We start from the raw sequence: 15,781 nt of genomic DNA on the forward strand, positions 1-15,781 counted from the left end.
TGCCGGCCGTGCCGTCAGGCGTCGACCTTCTCCATGACCTCGTCGGACACGTCGAAGTTGGCGAAGACGTTCTGCACGTCGTCGCTGTCCTCCAGCGCGTCGATGAGCTTGAAGATCTTGCGGGCGCCCTCTTCGTCCAGCTCGACCTGCATGGTCGGGAGGAAGTTGGCCTCGGCGGAGTCGTAGTCGATGCCCGCCTCCTGGAGCGCGGTGCGCACCGCGACCATGTCGGTGGCCTCGCTGACCACCTCGAAGGTCTCGCCGAGGTCGTTGACCTCCTCGGCGCCCGCGTCGAGGACCGCGCCGAGGACGTCGTCCTCGGTCAGCTCGCCCTTGGGCAGGATCACGACGCCCTTGCGGTTGAACAGGTACGAGACGGAACCCGGGTCGGCCATGGAGCCGCCGTTGCGGGTCATCGCGACACGTACGTCGGAGGCGGCACGGTTGCGGTTGTCGGTGAGGCACTCGATGAGCACCGCGACACCGTTCGGGCCGTAGCCTTCGTACATGATCGTCTCGTAGTCGGCGCCGCCCGCTTCGAGACCGCCACCGCGCTTGACGGCGGACTCGATGTTCTTGTTCGGGACGGAACTCTTCTTCGCCTTCTGGATGGCGTCGACGAGCGTGGGGTTGCCGTCGGGGTCGACGCCGCCGGAGCGCGCCGCGACCTCGATGTTCTTGATCAGCTTCGCGAAGAGCTTGCCGCGCTTGGCGTCAATCACGGCCTTCTTGTGCTTCGTCGTAGCCCATTTAGAGTGGCCGGACATCTGCCTTCTCCTTCGCGTCACCAAAATCGAGTCGAACCCGAGAGATCCTACCGGGGTCCGCTCAGTTCACCGCGCGCACCATGTCCACGAACAGAGCGTGCACGCGATGGTCGCCGGTCAGTTCGGGATGGAACGACGTGGCGAGGGCGTTTTCCTGCCGGACGGCCACGATATGCCCGCCGTGTTCGGCGATGACCTCGGTCCGGGCCCCGACGGACTCGACCCACGGAGCGCGGATGAACACGCCGTCGACCGGACCGCCCTCCACCCCGCCGACCTCGACGGCTGCCTCGAACGACTCGTTCTGCCGGCCGAAGGCGTTGCGCCGCACGATCATGTCGATGCCGCCGACGGTCTCCTGACCCGAACGGGGGTCGAGGATCTTCTCGGCCAGCAGGATCATTCCGGCGCAGGTGCCGTAGACCGGCATCCCGGCCCGGACCCGCTCACGCAGCGGCTCCATCATGCCGAACAGCACGGCCAGCTTGGACATGGTGGTGGACTCGCCGCCCGGTATGACCAGGCCGTCGACCTCGGCGAGTTCCTCGGGGCGCCGGACCGGCCTGGCCAGGGCGTCCGCCGAGGCCAGGGCGATCAGGTGCTCCCGTACGTCGCCCTGGAGAGCCAGCACGCCGATCACAGGGGTGTCGCTCATCAGTGGTTACCAGCCGCGGTTGGCGTAGCGCTCGGACTCGGGCAGGGTGTCGCAGTTGATGCCGACCATGGCCTCGCCCAGGTTGCGGGAGGCGTCCGCGATGACCTTCGGGTCGTCGTAGAAGGTGGTGGCCTTCACGATGGCGGCGGCGCGCTTGGCCGGGTCGCCGGACTTGAAGATGCCGGAGCCGACGAAGACGCCCTCGGCGCCGAGCTGGCGCATCAGCGCGGCGTCGGCCGGGGTGGCGACGCCACCGGCGGAGAACAGCACGACGGGCAGCTTGCCGAGCTCCGCGACCTCCTTGACCAGCTCGTAGGGGGCGCGGAGGTCCTTGGCGGCGGCGTACAGCTCGTTGTTGTCGAAGCCGCGCAGCCGGGCGATCTCGTTCTTGATCTGGCGCAGGTGGCGGACGGCCTCGACGACGTTGCCGGTGCCGGCCTCGCCCTTCGAGCGGATCATGGCCGCGCCCTCGGCGATGCGGCGCAGGGCCTCGCCCAGGTTGGTGGCGCCGCAGACGAAGGGGGTGGTGAAGGCGAACTTGTCGCTGTGGTTGACCTCGTCGGCCGGGGTGAGGACCTCGGACTCGTCGATGTAGTCGACGCCGAGGGACTGGAGCACCTGGGCCTCGACGAAGTGGCCGATGCGGGACTTGGCCATGACCGGGATGGAGACGGCCCCGATGATCTCCTCGATCATGTTGGGGTCGGACATCCGGGCCACTCCGCCGTCCTTGCGGATGTCGGCCGGGACCCGCTCCAGGGCCATGACGGCGACGGCGCCCGCGTCCTCGGCGATCTTCGCCTGCTCGGCGTCGACGACGTCCATGATCACGCCGCCCTTGAGCTGCTCGGCCATGCCGCGCTTGACGCGGGCGGTGCCGGTGGCCGGGGACTCGGCGGACTGCGGGGTGCTGGGAAGCGTGGACACGGGACCTCACTCGGTGAAAAGACGCTGGATGCGGCAACGCCGAGCAAACGCCCCGGGACCAGTCCACAGCAAGGGCCAATGGGCAGGCCGTGGATCGTTTTGGCCCCGGGGCCTCTTCCGGATCGCTTCCCGGATCCCTCCGGGCCGCTTCCCGGATCGTTCGCCGGGCCGCTTCCCGGATCGTTCGCCGGGCCGGTGCCCGGATCAGGTGCCGGGCCGGTCCGCGAGGGCGACCGGCGGAGCGTCGTCCATCTCGAAGGCGAGCGGGAACGGAGCGTGCCCGGCCAGCCGGAAAAGCCGGACGGTGCGGTGCCGGCGCAGCGCGCGGGCGGCGCGTACGGCGTCGTTGTGGAAGCGCCGGGCCATGGGTACGCGGCGTACGGCGGCGGCCAGTTCGGTGGCGGCCTCCTCGCCGCCGGGGATCTCCTTCACCGCGTCGACCTGCGCCGGTTCGCCGAAGACGGCGCGCAGGGCGGTGCTCAGTTCGCTCTCGGCGACCTCGCGCTGGTCCTCCTCGGCCTGCCGGGCGGCGTGCGCGGCCTCGTACAGGACGATCGAGGCGGCCGGGTCCAGGACGCCGGAGGTGGCCAGCTCCTGGGTGACCGAGGCGCGGCGCAGCAGTTGGGCGTCGAGGGCGGCGCGGGCGGCGTCGATCCGGGAGTGCAGGCGGTCGAGCCGGCCGGCGGTCCAGCTGAGGTACACGCCGACCGCGATGAGGGCGACGACGATCCAGACGATGAGGGTTACGGTCACGGGCCCACACGCTACCGTCGCCGGGGGCCCCCGCCTCGACACCGGGGGCCCCGCTGCCGCAGGAGCCCCCGGGGCTCAGTCCCGGGCCAGCCCGAACCGGGCCCGCAGCCCGGAGCGTTCGTCCGCCGCGACCGAGGCGGCCCCGTCGGTCACCGTCTCGTACACCGCGAGGATGTCGGCCCCCACCGTCGCCCAGTCGAAGCGCCGTACGTGCGCCTCGCCGCGCTCGCGCAGGCCGGCCCGGCGCTCGGGGTCGCCCAGCAGCCGGATCGCGGCGGCGGCCAGCGCCTCGGCGTCCTCGTTGGCGAACAGGTCGCCGGCCGCGCCCCGGTCGAGCACCTGCGCGAAGGCGTCCAGGTCGCTCGCCAGCACCGGCGCCCCGGCCGACAGCGCCTCGACCAGGATGATGCCGAAGCTCTCGCCGCCGGTGTTCGGGGCCACGTACACATCGACGCTGCGCAGCAGCCGGGCCTTGTCCTCGTCGCTGACCATGCCGAGGAACTCGACGCGCTCGCGCAGTTCCTTCGGCAGGGTCTCGACCGCCTCCTCCTCGTCGCCGCGACCGGCGACCAGCAGCCGGGCCCCGGGATGGGCGGCGAGAATCGCGGGCAGCGCCTTCATCAGGACGGGCAGGCCCTTGCGGGGTTCGTCGATGCGGCCGATGAAGCCGAGGGTCTGCCCCTGCCACTCGGCCTTCGGCTCGGCCCGGGCGAAGAAGCCGACGTCGACGCCGTTGGGGATGACGACGGCGTCGCCGCCGAGGTGCTCGACCAGGGTGCGCCGGGCGTACTCGCTGACCGCGATCCGGGCGCTGATCTTCTCCAGCGCGGGCTGGAGGATCGGGTACGCGGCGATCATCGCCCGGGAGCGCGGGTTGGAGGTGTGGAAGGTGGCCACGATCGGCCCCTGCGCCGCCCAGCAGGCCAGCAGGCCCAGCGACGGGGAGGTCGGCTCGTGGATGTGGATGACGTCGAACGTGCCGTCGTGGAGCCAGCGCCGCACCCTGGCCGCCGAGAGGAAGCCGAAGTTCAGCCGGGCGACGGACCCGTTGTACGGGACGGGCACGGCCCGGCCCGCCGAGACGACGTAAGGGGGCAGCGGGGTCTCGTCGTCGGCAGGCGCCAGGACGGAGACCTCGTGGCCGAGCCGGATCAGGTGTTCGGCGAGGTCCCGGATGTGGAACTGCACACCGCCCGGTACGTCCCAGGAGTACGGGCAGACGATGCCGATCTTCACGTGGGTTCCCCCCGGGGGTCCAGGTCGTCCAGCCAGAGCCGCTGGAGCATGTGCCAGTCCTCCGGGTGTTCGGCGATGCCGCCCGCGAAGGCGTCGGCCAGCGCCTGGGTCATGACGGCGGTCCGCTCGGCCCGGGTGCCCTCCCGCGGCGCCTCGACCGCCGGGTGGACGCGCGCCTTCATCACCGGGGTGCCGTCGTACCAGAGGGTGACGGGCAGCAGCAGCGCGCCCGTCTGCTGGGCGAGCAGCGCCGGGCCCGCGGGCATCCGGGCGGTGGCGCCGAAGAACGACACCTCGACGCCGGACGCGGACAGGTCCCGGTCCGCGACCAGGCAGACCAGGCCGCCGGCGCGCAGCCGCCGGGCCAGGGTGCCGAAGGCGGCCCCGCCGCTGTGCGGCAGGACCTCCATGCCCAGTCCCTCGCGGTAGGCGACGAACCGGTCGTAGAGCGTCGCGGGCTCCAGGCGTTCGGCGACGGTGGTGAAGGGGACCTTCAGGTCGGTGGTGACCCAGGCTCCCGCGAGATCCCAGTTGCCCAGGTGCGGCAGGGCGATGATCACGCCGTTCCCGGCGTCCAGGCCCTCGGTCAGGTGGTGGGCGCCCGTGACGTCGATGCTGTCCTTGATGCGCTCCGGGCTCCAGGTCGGCAGCCGGAACGACTCCATCCAGTAGCGCATGTAGGAGCGCATTCCGGCCCGCGACAGCTCCGCCAGCCGCGCCGGGCCGGCGTCGGGGACGACCCGGGCCAGGTTCGACTCCAGGCGGAGCACGCTCTTGCCGCGCCGCTTCCACACCTGGTCGGCGATGGTGCGGAAGAGTCGGGCGGCGGCGGGCTCGGGCAGCGTCTTGACGGCGCCCCAGCCCAGTCCGTACAGCCCGTCGGTGAGCCGCCCCTTCAGGTCGGACGCGCCGGCGCTCACCGGTCGCCCTCGCTCCCCTGACCGGCCCGACCGGCGGCGGACGGGTCCGCGGCGGCCGGCCCCGCGACGGCCTCGGCGGCGTCGGCCTCGGCGGATTCACGGCGCACGGTCACCACCCGCTGGATCAGCGTCACCAGGCTGCCCGCGGCGACGATCCACAGCGCGATCGGCAGCAGGACGTCGATACCGGGGACGCCGAACTTGTGCAGCCCGGCGAGGCCGGCGGCGACCAGCGAGATCACCAGGCGCTCGGCACGCTCCACGAGGCCGTTGACCGCGACCGGCAGGCCGATCGACTCGCCGCGCGCCTTGGTGTAGGAGACCACCTGGCCGCTGGCCAGGCAGAAGATCGCGACGGCGCACAGGATGTCGTCGTCACCGCCGCCCGCGTACCAGAGGGCGAATCCGGCGAAGATCGCCCCGTCGGCGACCCGGTCCAGCGTCGAGTCGAGGAACGCCCCCCACCGGCTGGAGATCCCGGCCTGCCGCGCCATGTTGCCGTCGACGAGGTCGGAGAAGACGAAGATCGTGATGACGATCGTGCCCCAGAAGAACTCCCCCATCGGGAAAAAGACCAGCGCACCTGCCATCACTCCGGCCGTACCGATGAGAGTGACCGCGTCGGGACTGACCCCGAGGCGGAGCAGCAGAGCGGCGAACGGTGTGAGGACACGCGTGAAGAATGCACGCGCGTACTTGTTCAGCATGGCCTTCCCGAGGGTTCGGTTCGCCGAGCGGCCCCTTCGGCCACCGGCTGGCCCATCGTAGTCACGGCCGGTGCCTTCCACCGGACGGGCACCCGCCGCCGGGTGTCTCGCGCCCCACCCTCCTCCGGCCCGGCCCCGCGGGGGGCCGCGCGCGACGTATGGACGGGGCCGGGCCGCGGTGCCAAGCTCGAAGGACCGCGGGCGTCGCCGAAGCCGCCGCGGCGGCCTCCCCGTGCCCGTGACCACCGCTGCTCCGCGCGCGGTCGCCCTCCCCCGCGCCGCGCCATCGACCGGGAGGCACGCACCATGGGCGACAAGGCACACGCACACCCCGGGGCCGCCGGAGGAGTACCGGCGGCCGGCCACCCCTCCGCCGTACGCAACGTGGTGCTGGTCGGCCCCAGCGGATCGGGCAAGACCACCCTGGTCGAGGCCCTGGCCCTGACGGCGGGGGCCCTGAACCGGGCCGGGCGCGTCGAGGACGGGGCGACCGTCTCCGACCACGACGAGATCGAGCGGCGGCGGCACCGTTCCGTACAGCTCTCGCTGGTCCCGGTGGCCTGGGACGGGTGCAAGGTCAATCTGCTGGACACCCCCGGTTACGCGGATTTCGTCGGGGAGCTGCGGGCCGGGCTGCGCGCGGCGGACGCGGCCCTCTTCGTCGTCTCGGCGGCCCAGGACGCGAGCTCCGTGGCCGCGACCACCCGGGCCGCCTGGGAGGAGTGCGCGCTCGTCGGCATGCCGCGCGCGATCGTCGTCACGCACCTGGACACCGCCCGCACCTCCTTCGACGACATGACCCGGATCTGTGCCGAGGCCTTCGGCGGCGAGGACCCCGACGCCGTGCTGCCCCTGTACCTGCCGGTGCTCGGTCCCGAGGGAGCCGACGGGCACGCCCCGCTGACGGGGCTCACCGGGCTGCTGACCCGGCGGATCCTCGACCACTCCTCGGGGGAGCGCGTCGAGCGGCCCCCGGCGCCCGATCAGGAGGAGCCCCTGCGGGCGGCCCGGGACCGGCTGATCGAGGGGATCATCGCGGAGAGCGAGGACGAGTCCCTGATGGACCGCTACCTCGACGGCGAGGACATCGACGTCGCGACGCTGATCGCCGACCTCGAACGGGCCGTCGCCCGGGGCTCCTTCCATCCCGTCCTCACGGCGGCCCCGGCGGCCGAGGGCGCCCGCCGGGGCATCGGCACCGTCGAACTCCTGGAGCTGATCACCCGGGGCTTCCCCACCCCGCTGGAGCGCACGCCGCCCGTCGTCACCACCCCGTCGGGCAAGCCCCGGCCCGCGCCGGTCTGCGACCCGGACGGTCCGCTGGTCGCCGAGGTCGTCAAGACGTCCTCCGACCCGTACGTGGGCCGCGTCTCGCTGGTCCGCGTCTTCTCCGGCACCCTGCGCGCGGACGACTCCGTGCACCTCTGCGGTCACGGCCTGGACGCCACGGGGCACGCACCCCGGCCCTGTCACGAGGCGGAGATCCGCGTCGGGGCGCTCACCTCGCCGTTCGGCAGCCGGCAGCACGCCGTGGACCGGTGCGTCGCGGGCGATCTGGCGTGCGTGGCCCGGCTCGGCGGGGCGGAGACCGGCGACACGCTCTCCCCGGCCGGCGACCCGGTCCTGATCGAGCCCTGGTCGACGCCCGACCCGCTGCTCCCGCTGGCCGTGCGGGCGCACGGCAAGGCGGACGAGGACAAGCTGTCGCAGGGCCTGGCCCGGCTGGTCGCCGAGGACCCCACACTGCGCCTCGAACAGAATCCGGACACCGGTCAGGTCGTCCTGTGGTGCCTGGGCGAGGCCCACCAGGAGGTGGCCCTGGAGCGGCTGCGCAGCCGCTACGGCGTCCAGGTCGACGCGGAACCGCACCGGGTGCCGTTGCGCGAGACGTTCGCCGGGCGGGCGGCCGGACGCGGACGGCACGTCAAACAGTCGGGCGGACACGGCCAGTTCGCCGTCTGCGAGATCGAGGTGGAGCCACTGCCACCGGGCTCGGGCATCGAGTTCGTCGACAAGGTCGTCGGCGGTTCGGTGCCGCGTCAGTTCATTCCTTCGGTGGAGAAGGGCGTGCGGGCCCAGGCCGCCCGGGGGCTGGCCGCCGGGCACCCCCTGGTCGACGTGCGCGTCACGCTGCTGGACGGCAAGGCGCACTCGGTGGACTCCTCGGACGCCGCGTTCCAGACCGCCGGGGCGCTCGCGCTGCGCGAGGCCGCGTCCGACACCCGCATCCAACTCCTGGAACCGGTGTGCGAGGTGAGCGTCCTGGTCCCCGACGACTACGTGGGCCCGGTGATGAGCGACCTCTCGGGGCGGCGGGGCCGGGTCGTGGGCACCGAGCAGAGTCCGGGCGGGCGCACCGTCGTACGGGCGGAGGTGCCGGAGATCGAGGTCGGCCGGTACGCGGTGGACCTGCGCTCCCTGTCGCACGGCACCGGCCGCTTCGACCGCGCGTACGCCCGGCACGAGGCGATGCCGCCGCAGGTGGCCGACCGGGTGCGCGCGGAGCGGGCGGACGGGTCGCCCGGCGCGTGACCGGCGCACTGTCGCACACGGCGTTCGATGCACGCGGGCGTCCGGCGGTGGTGTGATCCGGACGATACGCTGTGGTCGCAGCTCAGAAGGTATGCCGCGTACGGTAGTTGGGCACACCGCAGGAGCAGACGTGCGGCGAGTGGGGGCGACAGGTGGCCAACGACGGATTCGACTTCTCACCCGGGGCCCAGATCCCGATCCAGGGCTCGGGCGGCCAGACCGTGGCGACCCATGCCCTGGCCTCGGCGGCGTACCGGGACAGTCCGGTGGAGACGATCCTCGACGCCAACAGCGAGTGGCACAAATCGGCGGTGAAGACGGGCTCCTCGAAACTCTTCAAGTCCGACTACTTCAAACCGAATCTCGGCGAGGCGTTCGCCCGTGCCGTCCAGGACCGGATGCTCGGTGGCGCGCGCGGTGCGCTCATCCAGTCCTTCGGCATGGACCCGCAGACCGTGGTGGAGCACTGTCTGTCGGCGAACAACCTGCGCAAGGCCCGGGACACCCGGCTCACCCTGGTGACCGTGGTGTTCGGCGTCCTGTTCCTGCCCGGCATGCTGGCCTGGGTGATCGCCTTCCGGGTCCGGGACGCGCTCAACAAGTCCAAGGACACGGCGTTCCGCGCGGTCGGCACGATCCTCCTGGCGGCCTTCGGGATCGGCGCGCTGGTCCTGATGGTCAAGCTCCCCCTGGACGGGGTGCTCGCGCTCTACGTCCGGGGCGCGCTCATCGCCCCGGTGATCGGCTGGCTGATCGCCAAGCGGATCGCGGAGACCTCGGCCAGGGACCTGCGGGCGCGCTGGAGCGGCCTGCTCTCCGGCACGGGGGTGATCGCGAAGATCCCCGAGGCAGTGCCGAAGAATCCCAACGAGACCGCCCGCGAGGCGCTGCGCCAGGCGCTGGAGAAGCTGTCGGCCGAGCAGCAGTCGAACTCCGTCTTCTACGCCGGCCCCAAGGGCGTCCTCGGGATGGGCACCCGCTGGGGCAGCTGGCAGCTGGCCGAGGAGCTGGTCCCCAAGGACCCGACGAAGGAGATCCACCAGTTCCGCAGCTGGGACCTGGTCCGGATCATCCACGACCAGCTGAAGATGCTGGAGCGCGGGCCGCTGAACACGGGCGGCTTCCCCAAGCCGGACGTGAAGCACTGGATCGTCTCGCCCATCGGGGAGGGCGCCGATTCCGTCACGCGCCCCGACGGGGAGGACGTCGCCACCTTCCAGGTGAAGCCCCACGAGATACAGCGGATCTGCAACCACCAGCAGTTCGGCAGCGGTGACCGGCACTACCTGGGCGTCCAGTTCACCCTGTGGGACGGCCAGCTGGTGATCACCATGATGATCACCGTCACGGTGCTCCACGAGACGCTGCGGATCGAGGTCACGGGCCACGCGCTGGGGCCGGTGCACGGCCTGTTCCTCTCCAAGCCGGCGGCGAAGACGAAGACGGTCAACAAGACCGTCCGCTTCTGGGAGACCCGGGACATCCAGCTGGCGCTGGTGGACGCCAAGGAAGTCGTCCGGCTCGCCCTGCGGGCCCCTCTCACCTGGTATCCGCCGCTGCTGGACTACCTGGGCGGCAAGATCGTGCTGCCCGAGCCGTTCGGACTGCGGCACGCGTGGGCGGCCAAGCCGTGGAACCACCGCTTCATGGCGGACGACGCGATGCGTGCCGCCACCCCGGTGCTGCGGGCCGTCCACACGGCGGCGATGCGCGTCCTCGCGGAGAACGGCGTCGACACGGAGCGCTTCGACAACCGGTCGAGCATACTGAGCGGCCTCGTCCAGGACCCGGCCCCGCGCAAGGCCGACGTCTACGACGCGTAGGAACGCGACGGCGGGGAGGCCCGGCCGGGCCTCCCCGCATCCGTCCCGTGCTCAGCGGGCCGGCAGCTCGCCCGTCGGCCAGGCGCCCGCCAGCATCGCCCGGGTGTCGCCGAGCAGCTGGGGCAGCACCTTGGTGTGACCGATGACCGGCATGAAGTTGGTGTCCCCGCCCCAGCGCGGCACCAGGTGCTGGTGCAGGTGCGCGGCGATCCCGGCTCCGGCCACGGAACCCTGGTTCATGCCGATGTTGAAACCGTGCGCCCCGGAGGCCGCCCGCAGCGCGACCATCGCCCGCTTGGTGAAGTCCGCCAGCTCCGCCGTCTCCGGGCCGTTCAGCTCGGTGTAGTCGGCCACGTGCCGGTAGGGCACGACCATGAGGTGGCCACCGTTGTACGGGTACAGGTTCAGCACCGCGTAGACGTGCTCGCCGCGTGCCACGAGGAGCCCGTCCTCGTCGGATTTGGCGGGGATCGAACAGAACGGACAACCGTCCTCGGCGCCCGGGCCGCTGGGCTTGTTCTCGCCCTGGATGTACGCCATCCGGTGGGGAGTCCACAGGCGCTGGAAGGCGTCGGGCGTCCCCACGCCGATCTGCTGCTCCGGCTCACTCGTCATGCCGATCAGCATATTGCGTCACCCCGGCTGAGCGTGTCGCCGGGGCCGCGCCGCCCTGCCGCCCGCGATGCTGAGGCGATGAGCGCCCGACCCGCCCCCGCGCCACCCGCCCGGCTGACCCGCTGGGAGCAGCGCACGGAGGTTCCGCTCTTCGCCGCGGGGCTGATCTTCCTGACCGGGTACGCGGTCCGGGTCCTGACCCCGCACGAGGCCGAGCCCTGGAACGACATCGCCCTGATCCTCGTCTGGTCGACCTGGCTGCTGTTCCTCGTGGACTACGGGGCCCGGCTGCGGCTCAGCGGACTGGGCCCGCGCTTCGTGCGCGTGCACTGGCTGGACACCCTGGTCCTGCTGCTGCCCCTGCTGCGCCCGCTGCGGATGGTCCAGGTGTACCTGGCGGTGCAGCGGCGCCGCGACCGGCCGCGGCTGAGCCTGTACGCGCGGGTGATCGCGTACGCCGGGCTGACCGCCGGGCTGCTCGGCTTCGCCGCCTCGCTCGCGGTCTACCACCTGGAGCACACGGCCCCCGACGCCTCCATCCGTACCTTCGGTGACGCGGTGTGGTGGGCGTGCGCGACGCTCACGACGGTCGGTTACGGGGACGTCGCCCCGGTCACGTTCTGGGGCCGTGCGGTCGCGGTGGGGCTGATGGCCGGCGGCCTCGCGCTGCTGGGCGCGGTCACCGGGTCGTTCTCGTCCTGGCTGATCCAGGTGTTCACCCGGGAGGACGAGAAACGGCCCCCGGAGCGCGGGTAGCGCTCCGGGGGCCGTCCCCGCGTGAGGGATCAGACCTGTACGCGGTCCTCGACGGCCTTCGCGATCTTGGCGATGGCCTCGTCGACCGGGATGCCGTTCTCCTGCGAACCGTCGCGGTAGCGGAAGGAGACGGCACCGTTGGCCATGTCCTCGTCACCAGCGATGATCATGAACGGAACCTTGTTCTTCTGCTGGTTGCGGATCTTCTTCTGCATCCGGTCCGAGGACGCGTCCACGTCCACCCGCAGCCCCTGCTTGCGCGCCTTGGCGGCGAACTCCTGGAGGTAGGGGATGTGGGCGTCGCCGATCGGGATGCCGACGGCCTGGACCGGGGCGAGCCAGACCGGGAACGCGCCCGCGTAGTGCTCCAGGAGCACGGCGAAGAAGCGCTCGATGGAGCCGAACAGAGCACGGTGGATCATGACCGGGCGCTGCTTCGAGCCGTCGGGCCCCGTGTACTCCAGGTCGAACCGCTCCGGCAGGTTGAAGTCGAGCTGCACGGTCGACATCTGCCAGGTGCGGCCGATGGCGTCCTTGCACTGCACGGAGATCTTCGGGCCGTAGAACGCGGCGCCGCCCGGGTCCGGGACCAGGGGCAGCCCCTGCTTCTCGGCGACCTGGCGCAGCGTCTCGGTGGCCTCTTCCCAGGTCTCGTCGGAGCCGACGTACTTCTCCGGGTCCTTGGTGGAGAGCTCCAGGTAGAAGTCGGTGAGCCCGTAGTCGCGGAGCAGGTTCAGCACGAAGGTGAGCGTGCGGTCCAGCTCCTCGGCCATCTGCTCCTTGGTGCAGTAGATGTGCGCGTCGTCCTGCGTGAAGCCGCGGGAGCGGGTCAGACCGTGCACGACGCCCGACTTCTCGTACCGGTACACCGTGCCGAACTCGAAGAGGCGCAGCGGCAGTTCGCGGTAGGAGCGGCCACGCGCGTCGAAGATCAGGTTGTGCATCGGGCAGTTCATCGGCTTGAGGTAGTAGTCCACCCCGTCGTCGAGCTGCATGGGCGGGTACATGCCGTCGGCGTACCAGTCCAGGTGGCCGGACTTCTCGAACAGCTTGCCCTTGGTGGCGTGCGGGCTGTAGACGAACTCGTAGCCCTCCTCCTCGTGGCGGCGGCGCGAGTAGTCCTCCATGGCCCGGCGGATGACGCCGCCCTTGGGGTGGAAGACCGCGAGGCCGGGGCCGATCTCGTCGGGGAAGGAGAAGAGGTCCAGCTCGTTGCCGAGCTTGCGGTGGTCGCGCTTGGCGGCCTCCTCCAGGAACTCCAGGTGCGCCTTCAGCTCGTCCTTGGTCGGCCACGCGGTGCCGTAGATGCGCTGGAGCATCGGGTTCTTCTCGCTGCCGCGCCAGTACGCGGCGGCGTTGCGCATCAGCTTGAACGCCGGGATGAACCGGGTGGTGGGCAGGTGCGGACCCCGGCAGAGGTCCTTCCAGCACAGGTCGCCGGTCTTGGGGTCGAGGTTGTCGTAGATGGTCAGCTCGCCGCCGCCCACCTCGACGTCCGCGCCGTCGTCCGACGAGGCGGAGCCCTTGATGCCGATGAGCTCCAGCTTGTACGGCTCGTCGGCCAGCTCCTCGCGCGCCGCCTCGTCGGAGACCACGCGGCGGGAGAACTTCTGGCCCCGCTTCTGGATCTCCTGCATCTTCTTCTCGATGGCCTTGAGGTCCTCGGGCGTGAACGGCTTCTCGACGTCGAAGTCGTAGTAGAAGCCGTCCTTGACCGGCGGGCCGATGCCGAGCTTGGCCTCGGGGAACAGCTCCTGCACGGCCTGGGCCATGACGTGCGCGGTGGAGTGGCGCAGGATGTTCAGGCCGTCCTCGGAGGAGATCTCCACCGGCTCGACGCTCTCGCCGTCCCGGAGCTCGTAGGAGAGGTCCTTCAGCTCGCCGCCGATGCGCGCGGCGACGACGGTGCGCTGACCGGGAAAGAGCTCGCCGGCCGTCGTGCCCGTCGTCACCACGTGCTCTTCCCGCTCGGAATCGCGTTGGATGATCACACGGACGTCTGACACCGGTCTCTCCTGACTGAGGGGGATGCCTGCCTTCGTACGGCCAAGCTCTGCGAATCGTACCGAGCCGTACGCCCCCGACGCGAACGCCTTCCTGCTCGCTACGACGGCTCCTCCCCCGCGCACGCCTCCTCGAAGAAGTCCACGTTCTCCTGGAGCGACTTCATCAGCCGGTCCCGCTCCGCCTCGTCGACCTGCACGGGCGCCACCTGCGACGCCCCGGTCAGCAGCCGGAACCCGCCCCGCCGCTCCAGCCGCCCCTCCACCCGGAGCGGCAGTCCGACCAGGTGGGCGTGGCCCGCGATGCGGTACGCCTCCTCGTCCAGCTCCACCCGGACATGCGCGACCTCGGCCCCGGCCAGCACCCGCAGCCGTACGATCCCGGCGCCGCGCGGCCCCGACCGGCGCAGCCGGACCACCGCGCCGGTCAGCCGCACCCGCACGGCTGGTTCGTCCCGGAGGTAGCGCGCTCCGGCGGCGCGCAGGGCGGGGAGGTCGCCCGGGGAGAACTCGACGGGCGCCGGCCGGGCCGGGCAGCCGTCCGGGACGCCGGCGGCGGGCGCCCACCTGAGGTCGATCCCGGCCCCCTCCGAGCCGCGCACCAGGGCGATCAGCGCCTCGGTCAGCTCCCGGCCGGCGCCCGCCGCGACCGCGCTGTCAAAGGCCTCCATGCCGCCGGTGGCGCGCTGGTAGTCCACCGCCTCACGGGTGGCGTGCAGGGCGTGGCAGAGGCGTACGGCGACGGCGCGGCCGGAGGCGACGGGGAGGTGTGCGGTGAGGCTCCGGCCGTCGGCTCCGGGCCCGATCAGGGCGTCGTCCAGGGCGGCGCGTGCCTTCCGGCGGTGCCGGGCCCCGTGGTAGCCGGCCCGGCCGCGTGCCGCGAGGGCGCCGGCCATGAGGACCTGCCGGGCGGCCGAGCGCAGCTCATCCGCCTCGGTCCAGCCGGCGGCGCCCGCGGCTCCGGCCGCCGATTCGGGGACCTCGCGCCACCAGCGGATCTCGTCGCTGGGCAGGGTGAGGGAGACCAGGATGTCGCGTGCGGAGGGGGCGGAGCTGCGGCCGAGGGCGTCGAGGGCCTCCTCGATCAGCTCCCCGCTGTCGGGGAAGGCCGCGCTCTCGGGCACCAGCAGGCTCGTCGTCCCGGCGGCGGATCCGGGCGGGGTCCAGCGGCCGTATCGTCCCGGCGCTCCTCCGCGCCGCTGCCAGCCGTGCCGGCGCAGGAGGGCCCCGAGAACGGCGGGGTCGAGCGGTTCCCCGCCGGCCCCGGCGAGGGGCGGGGGCCCGGGGCGGGCGGTGGGATGCGAGCGGGCTCCGGGAAGTCCGGCTCCGCCCGTGGGCTCGTCCATCGACCGGTGCATCAGGGTCTCCCTCCGGCCCCGACCCGGGCCATGATGTCGCAGAGTGCGCGGTCGTCGAAGATCCGCGAGGTCGGGATGCGCACAGTGGTCCGGTACCGGCCCGTCACCGCGTGGCCGGCCAGGTTGGTCCAGTAGCAGCAGTGGCGCAGGTCGAGGCCTCCGGGCCCGGCGCGCAGCCAGTCGTCCTGGCTGCGCGGGACGATCATCACGACCAGGATCCTGTGCACCGACACCGGGGAGCGGGCGAGCTTGACGAGGTGGGCGTTGTCGAGCGTGAAGGAGAACGCCCCGCCCGCCGGGTGCGGCGGTATCTGGTAGGTGCACTTGAGCTGCACCTTGATGGTCACCTCGTCGTCGACGGTGTGCGCCGGGGCGCCGTGGCTGACGTGCCAGTCGATGCCGTTGTCGGGGAAGGGCTGGGACAGCGAGCATCCGGCCGCCGCCGCGACGGCGTGCAGATAGCCCACCTGAAGGGTCTCCATGCAGGCGGTGGTGGCGAGGGAACCGCGCAGGGGCGCGCCCGGCTGCGGCGGCCGGGGCCCGAAGGCTTCGGCGCGGGCGGTGCCCCCGGGGTCGGGCTGCGCGAGCGCCATGGCTCCGTGTGCCTTCCGGGCGTGCCGATCGACGGCAGGCGGTCTGCCGACGGGTTTCGCGGGCTGGACGGATCGACGGACGCCGGGTGCAACTTCCGCGCGTCCCACCTGTGTTGTCACCGCATCGGACCGCCCG

General features: G+C 72.1%; 14 protein-coding genes. 3 read left to right on the forward strand and 11 right to left on the reverse strand.

Features of this window, described 5'->3' with window-relative positions:
• Positions 1-14 precede the first annotated feature (14 nt).
• The 7 genes from DTB53_RS05565 to pgsA form a co-directional block, all read right to left on the reverse strand.
• Positions 15-767: a YebC/PmpR family DNA-binding transcriptional regulator gene (locus DTB53_RS05565; protein WP_003970327.1), complete on the reverse strand. Its 753-nt coding sequence runs from the start codon at positions 765-767 to the stop codon at positions 15-17.
• Between the two features lie 61 nt (positions 768-828).
• Entirely contained in the window at positions 829-1,422 is a 594-nt protein-coding gene (gene pdxT / locus DTB53_RS05570) for a pyridoxal 5'-phosphate synthase glutaminase subunit PdxT (protein ID WP_012381670.1), read from the reverse strand.
• A gap of 6 nt (positions 1,423-1,428) precedes the next feature.
• Positions 1,429-2,349: a pyridoxal 5'-phosphate synthase lyase subunit PdxS gene (pdxS, locus tag DTB53_RS05575; protein WP_003970325.1), complete on the reverse strand. Its 921-nt coding sequence runs from the start codon at positions 2,347-2,349 to the stop codon at positions 1,429-1,431.
• A 204-nt stretch (positions 2,350-2,553) separates the two neighbouring features.
• Complete coding sequence (locus DTB53_RS05580; RefSeq protein ID WP_003970324.1) at positions 2,554-3,102, reverse strand: hypothetical protein; 549 nt, start codon at positions 3,100-3,102, stop codon at positions 2,554-2,556.
• Positions 3,103-3,177: 75 nt separating this feature from the next.
• The gene (locus DTB53_RS05585) at positions 3,178-4,338 is read right to left on the reverse strand and encodes a glycosyltransferase family 4 protein (RefSeq protein ID WP_003970323.1); all 1,161 of its coding nucleotides are present in this window, start codon (positions 4,336-4,338) and stop codon (positions 3,178-3,180) included.
• Positions 4,335-5,258: a phosphatidylinositol mannoside acyltransferase gene (locus tag DTB53_RS05590; protein ID WP_012381668.1), complete on the reverse strand. Its 924-nt coding sequence runs from the start codon at positions 5,256-5,258 to the stop codon at positions 4,335-4,337. Before DTB53_RS05590 ends, DTB53_RS05585 begins: the two co-directional genes overlap by 4 nt.
• Entirely contained in the window at positions 5,255-5,965 is a 711-nt protein-coding gene (gene pgsA, locus DTB53_RS05595; RefSeq protein WP_012381667.1) for a phosphatidylinositol phosphate synthase, read from the reverse strand. The genes DTB53_RS05590 and pgsA overlap by 4 nt, the downstream gene beginning before the upstream one ends.
• Positions 5,966-6,271: 306 nt before the next feature.
• Between pgsA and DTB53_RS05600 the strand changes: the two genes are divergently transcribed.
• Positions 6,272-8,497: an elongation factor G-like protein EF-G2 gene (locus DTB53_RS05600; RefSeq protein WP_003970320.1), complete on the forward strand. Its 2,226-nt coding sequence runs from the start codon at positions 6,272-6,274 to the stop codon at positions 8,495-8,497.
• Between the two features lie 152 nt (positions 8,498-8,649).
• Positions 8,650-10,320 (forward strand): AbeC-like domain-containing protein, encoded by a 1,671-nt coding sequence (locus DTB53_RS05605; RefSeq protein WP_012381666.1) that lies wholly within the window; start codon positions 8,650-8,652, stop codon positions 10,318-10,320.
• Between the two features lie 51 nt (positions 10,321-10,371).
• Here the strand turns inward: DTB53_RS05605 and DTB53_RS05610 are convergent, their stop codons facing one another.
• Positions 10,372-10,947, reverse strand: a complete 576-nt coding sequence (locus DTB53_RS05610) for an HIT family protein (RefSeq protein WP_003970318.1) — start codon at positions 10,945-10,947, stop codon at positions 10,372-10,374.
• Positions 10,948-11,013: 66 nt separating this feature from the next.
• Here DTB53_RS05610 and DTB53_RS05615 point away from each other — a divergent pair, with 66 nt between their 5' ends.
• Positions 11,014-11,691 carry a potassium channel family protein gene (locus tag DTB53_RS05615; protein ID WP_003970317.1) on the forward strand — a complete coding sequence of 226 codons (678 nt, stop codon included), beginning with the start codon at positions 11,014-11,016 and terminating at the stop codon, positions 11,689-11,691.
• A 29-nt stretch (positions 11,692-11,720) separates the two neighbouring features.
• Here the strand turns inward: DTB53_RS05615 and thrS are convergent, their stop codons facing one another.
• The 3 genes from thrS to DTB53_RS05630 all read right to left on the reverse strand — a co-directional run bounded on the left by thrS (position 11,721) and on the right by DTB53_RS05630 (position 15,645).
• Complete coding sequence (gene thrS / locus DTB53_RS05620; protein WP_012381665.1) at positions 11,721-13,697, reverse strand: threonine--tRNA ligase; 1,977 nt, start codon at positions 13,695-13,697, stop codon at positions 11,721-11,723.
• 98 nt (positions 13,698-13,795) lie between these two features.
• Positions 13,796-15,052, reverse strand: a complete 1,257-nt coding sequence (locus DTB53_RS05625) for a hypothetical protein (protein WP_012381664.1) — start codon at positions 15,050-15,052, stop codon at positions 13,796-13,798.
• Positions 15,052-15,645 (reverse strand): DUF4365 domain-containing protein, encoded by a 594-nt coding sequence (locus tag DTB53_RS05630; RefSeq protein ID WP_003970314.1) that lies wholly within the window; start codon positions 15,643-15,645, stop codon positions 15,052-15,054. Before DTB53_RS05630 ends, DTB53_RS05625 begins: the two co-directional genes overlap by 1 nt.
• Positions 15,646-15,781: the final 136 nt, after the last annotated feature.

Source organism: Streptomyces griseus (genome assembly GCF_900460065.1).
GTDB classification, from domain to species: Bacteria; Actinomycetota; Actinomycetes; order Streptomycetales; family Streptomycetaceae; genus Streptomyces; species Streptomyces griseus.

What these genes read in the sequence shown, in the direction of transcription:
- DTB53_RS05630 (WP_003970314.1), bottom strand. Translation starts at nt 15,645, where the DNA reads ATGGCGCTCGCGCAGCCCGACCCCGGGGGCACCGCCCGCGCCGAAGCC.
- pdxT (WP_012381670.1), bottom strand. Translation starts at nt 1,422, where the DNA reads ATGAGCGACACCCCTGTGATCGGCGTGCTGGCTCTCCAGGGCGACGTA.
- DTB53_RS05615 (WP_003970317.1), top strand. Translation starts at nt 11,014, where the DNA reads ATGAGCGCCCGACCCGCCCCCGCGCCACCCGCCCGGCTGACCCGCTGG.
- DTB53_RS05600 (WP_003970320.1), top strand. Translation starts at nt 6,272, where the DNA reads ATGGGCGACAAGGCACACGCACACCCCGGGGCCGCCGGAGGAGTACCG.
- DTB53_RS05610 (WP_003970318.1), bottom strand. Translation starts at nt 10,947, where the DNA reads ATGCTGATCGGCATGACGAGTGAGCCGGAGCAGCAGATCGGCGTGGGG.
- pgsA (WP_012381667.1), bottom strand. Translation starts at nt 5,965, where the DNA reads ATGCTGAACAAGTACGCGCGTGCATTCTTCACGCGTGTCCTCACACCG.
- DTB53_RS05565 (WP_003970327.1), bottom strand. Translation starts at nt 767, where the DNA reads ATGTCCGGCCACTCTAAATGGGCTACGACGAAGCACAAGAAGGCCGTG.
- DTB53_RS05625 (WP_012381664.1), bottom strand. Translation starts at nt 15,052, where the DNA reads ATGCACCGGTCGATGGACGAGCCCACGGGCGGAGCCGGACTTCCCGGA.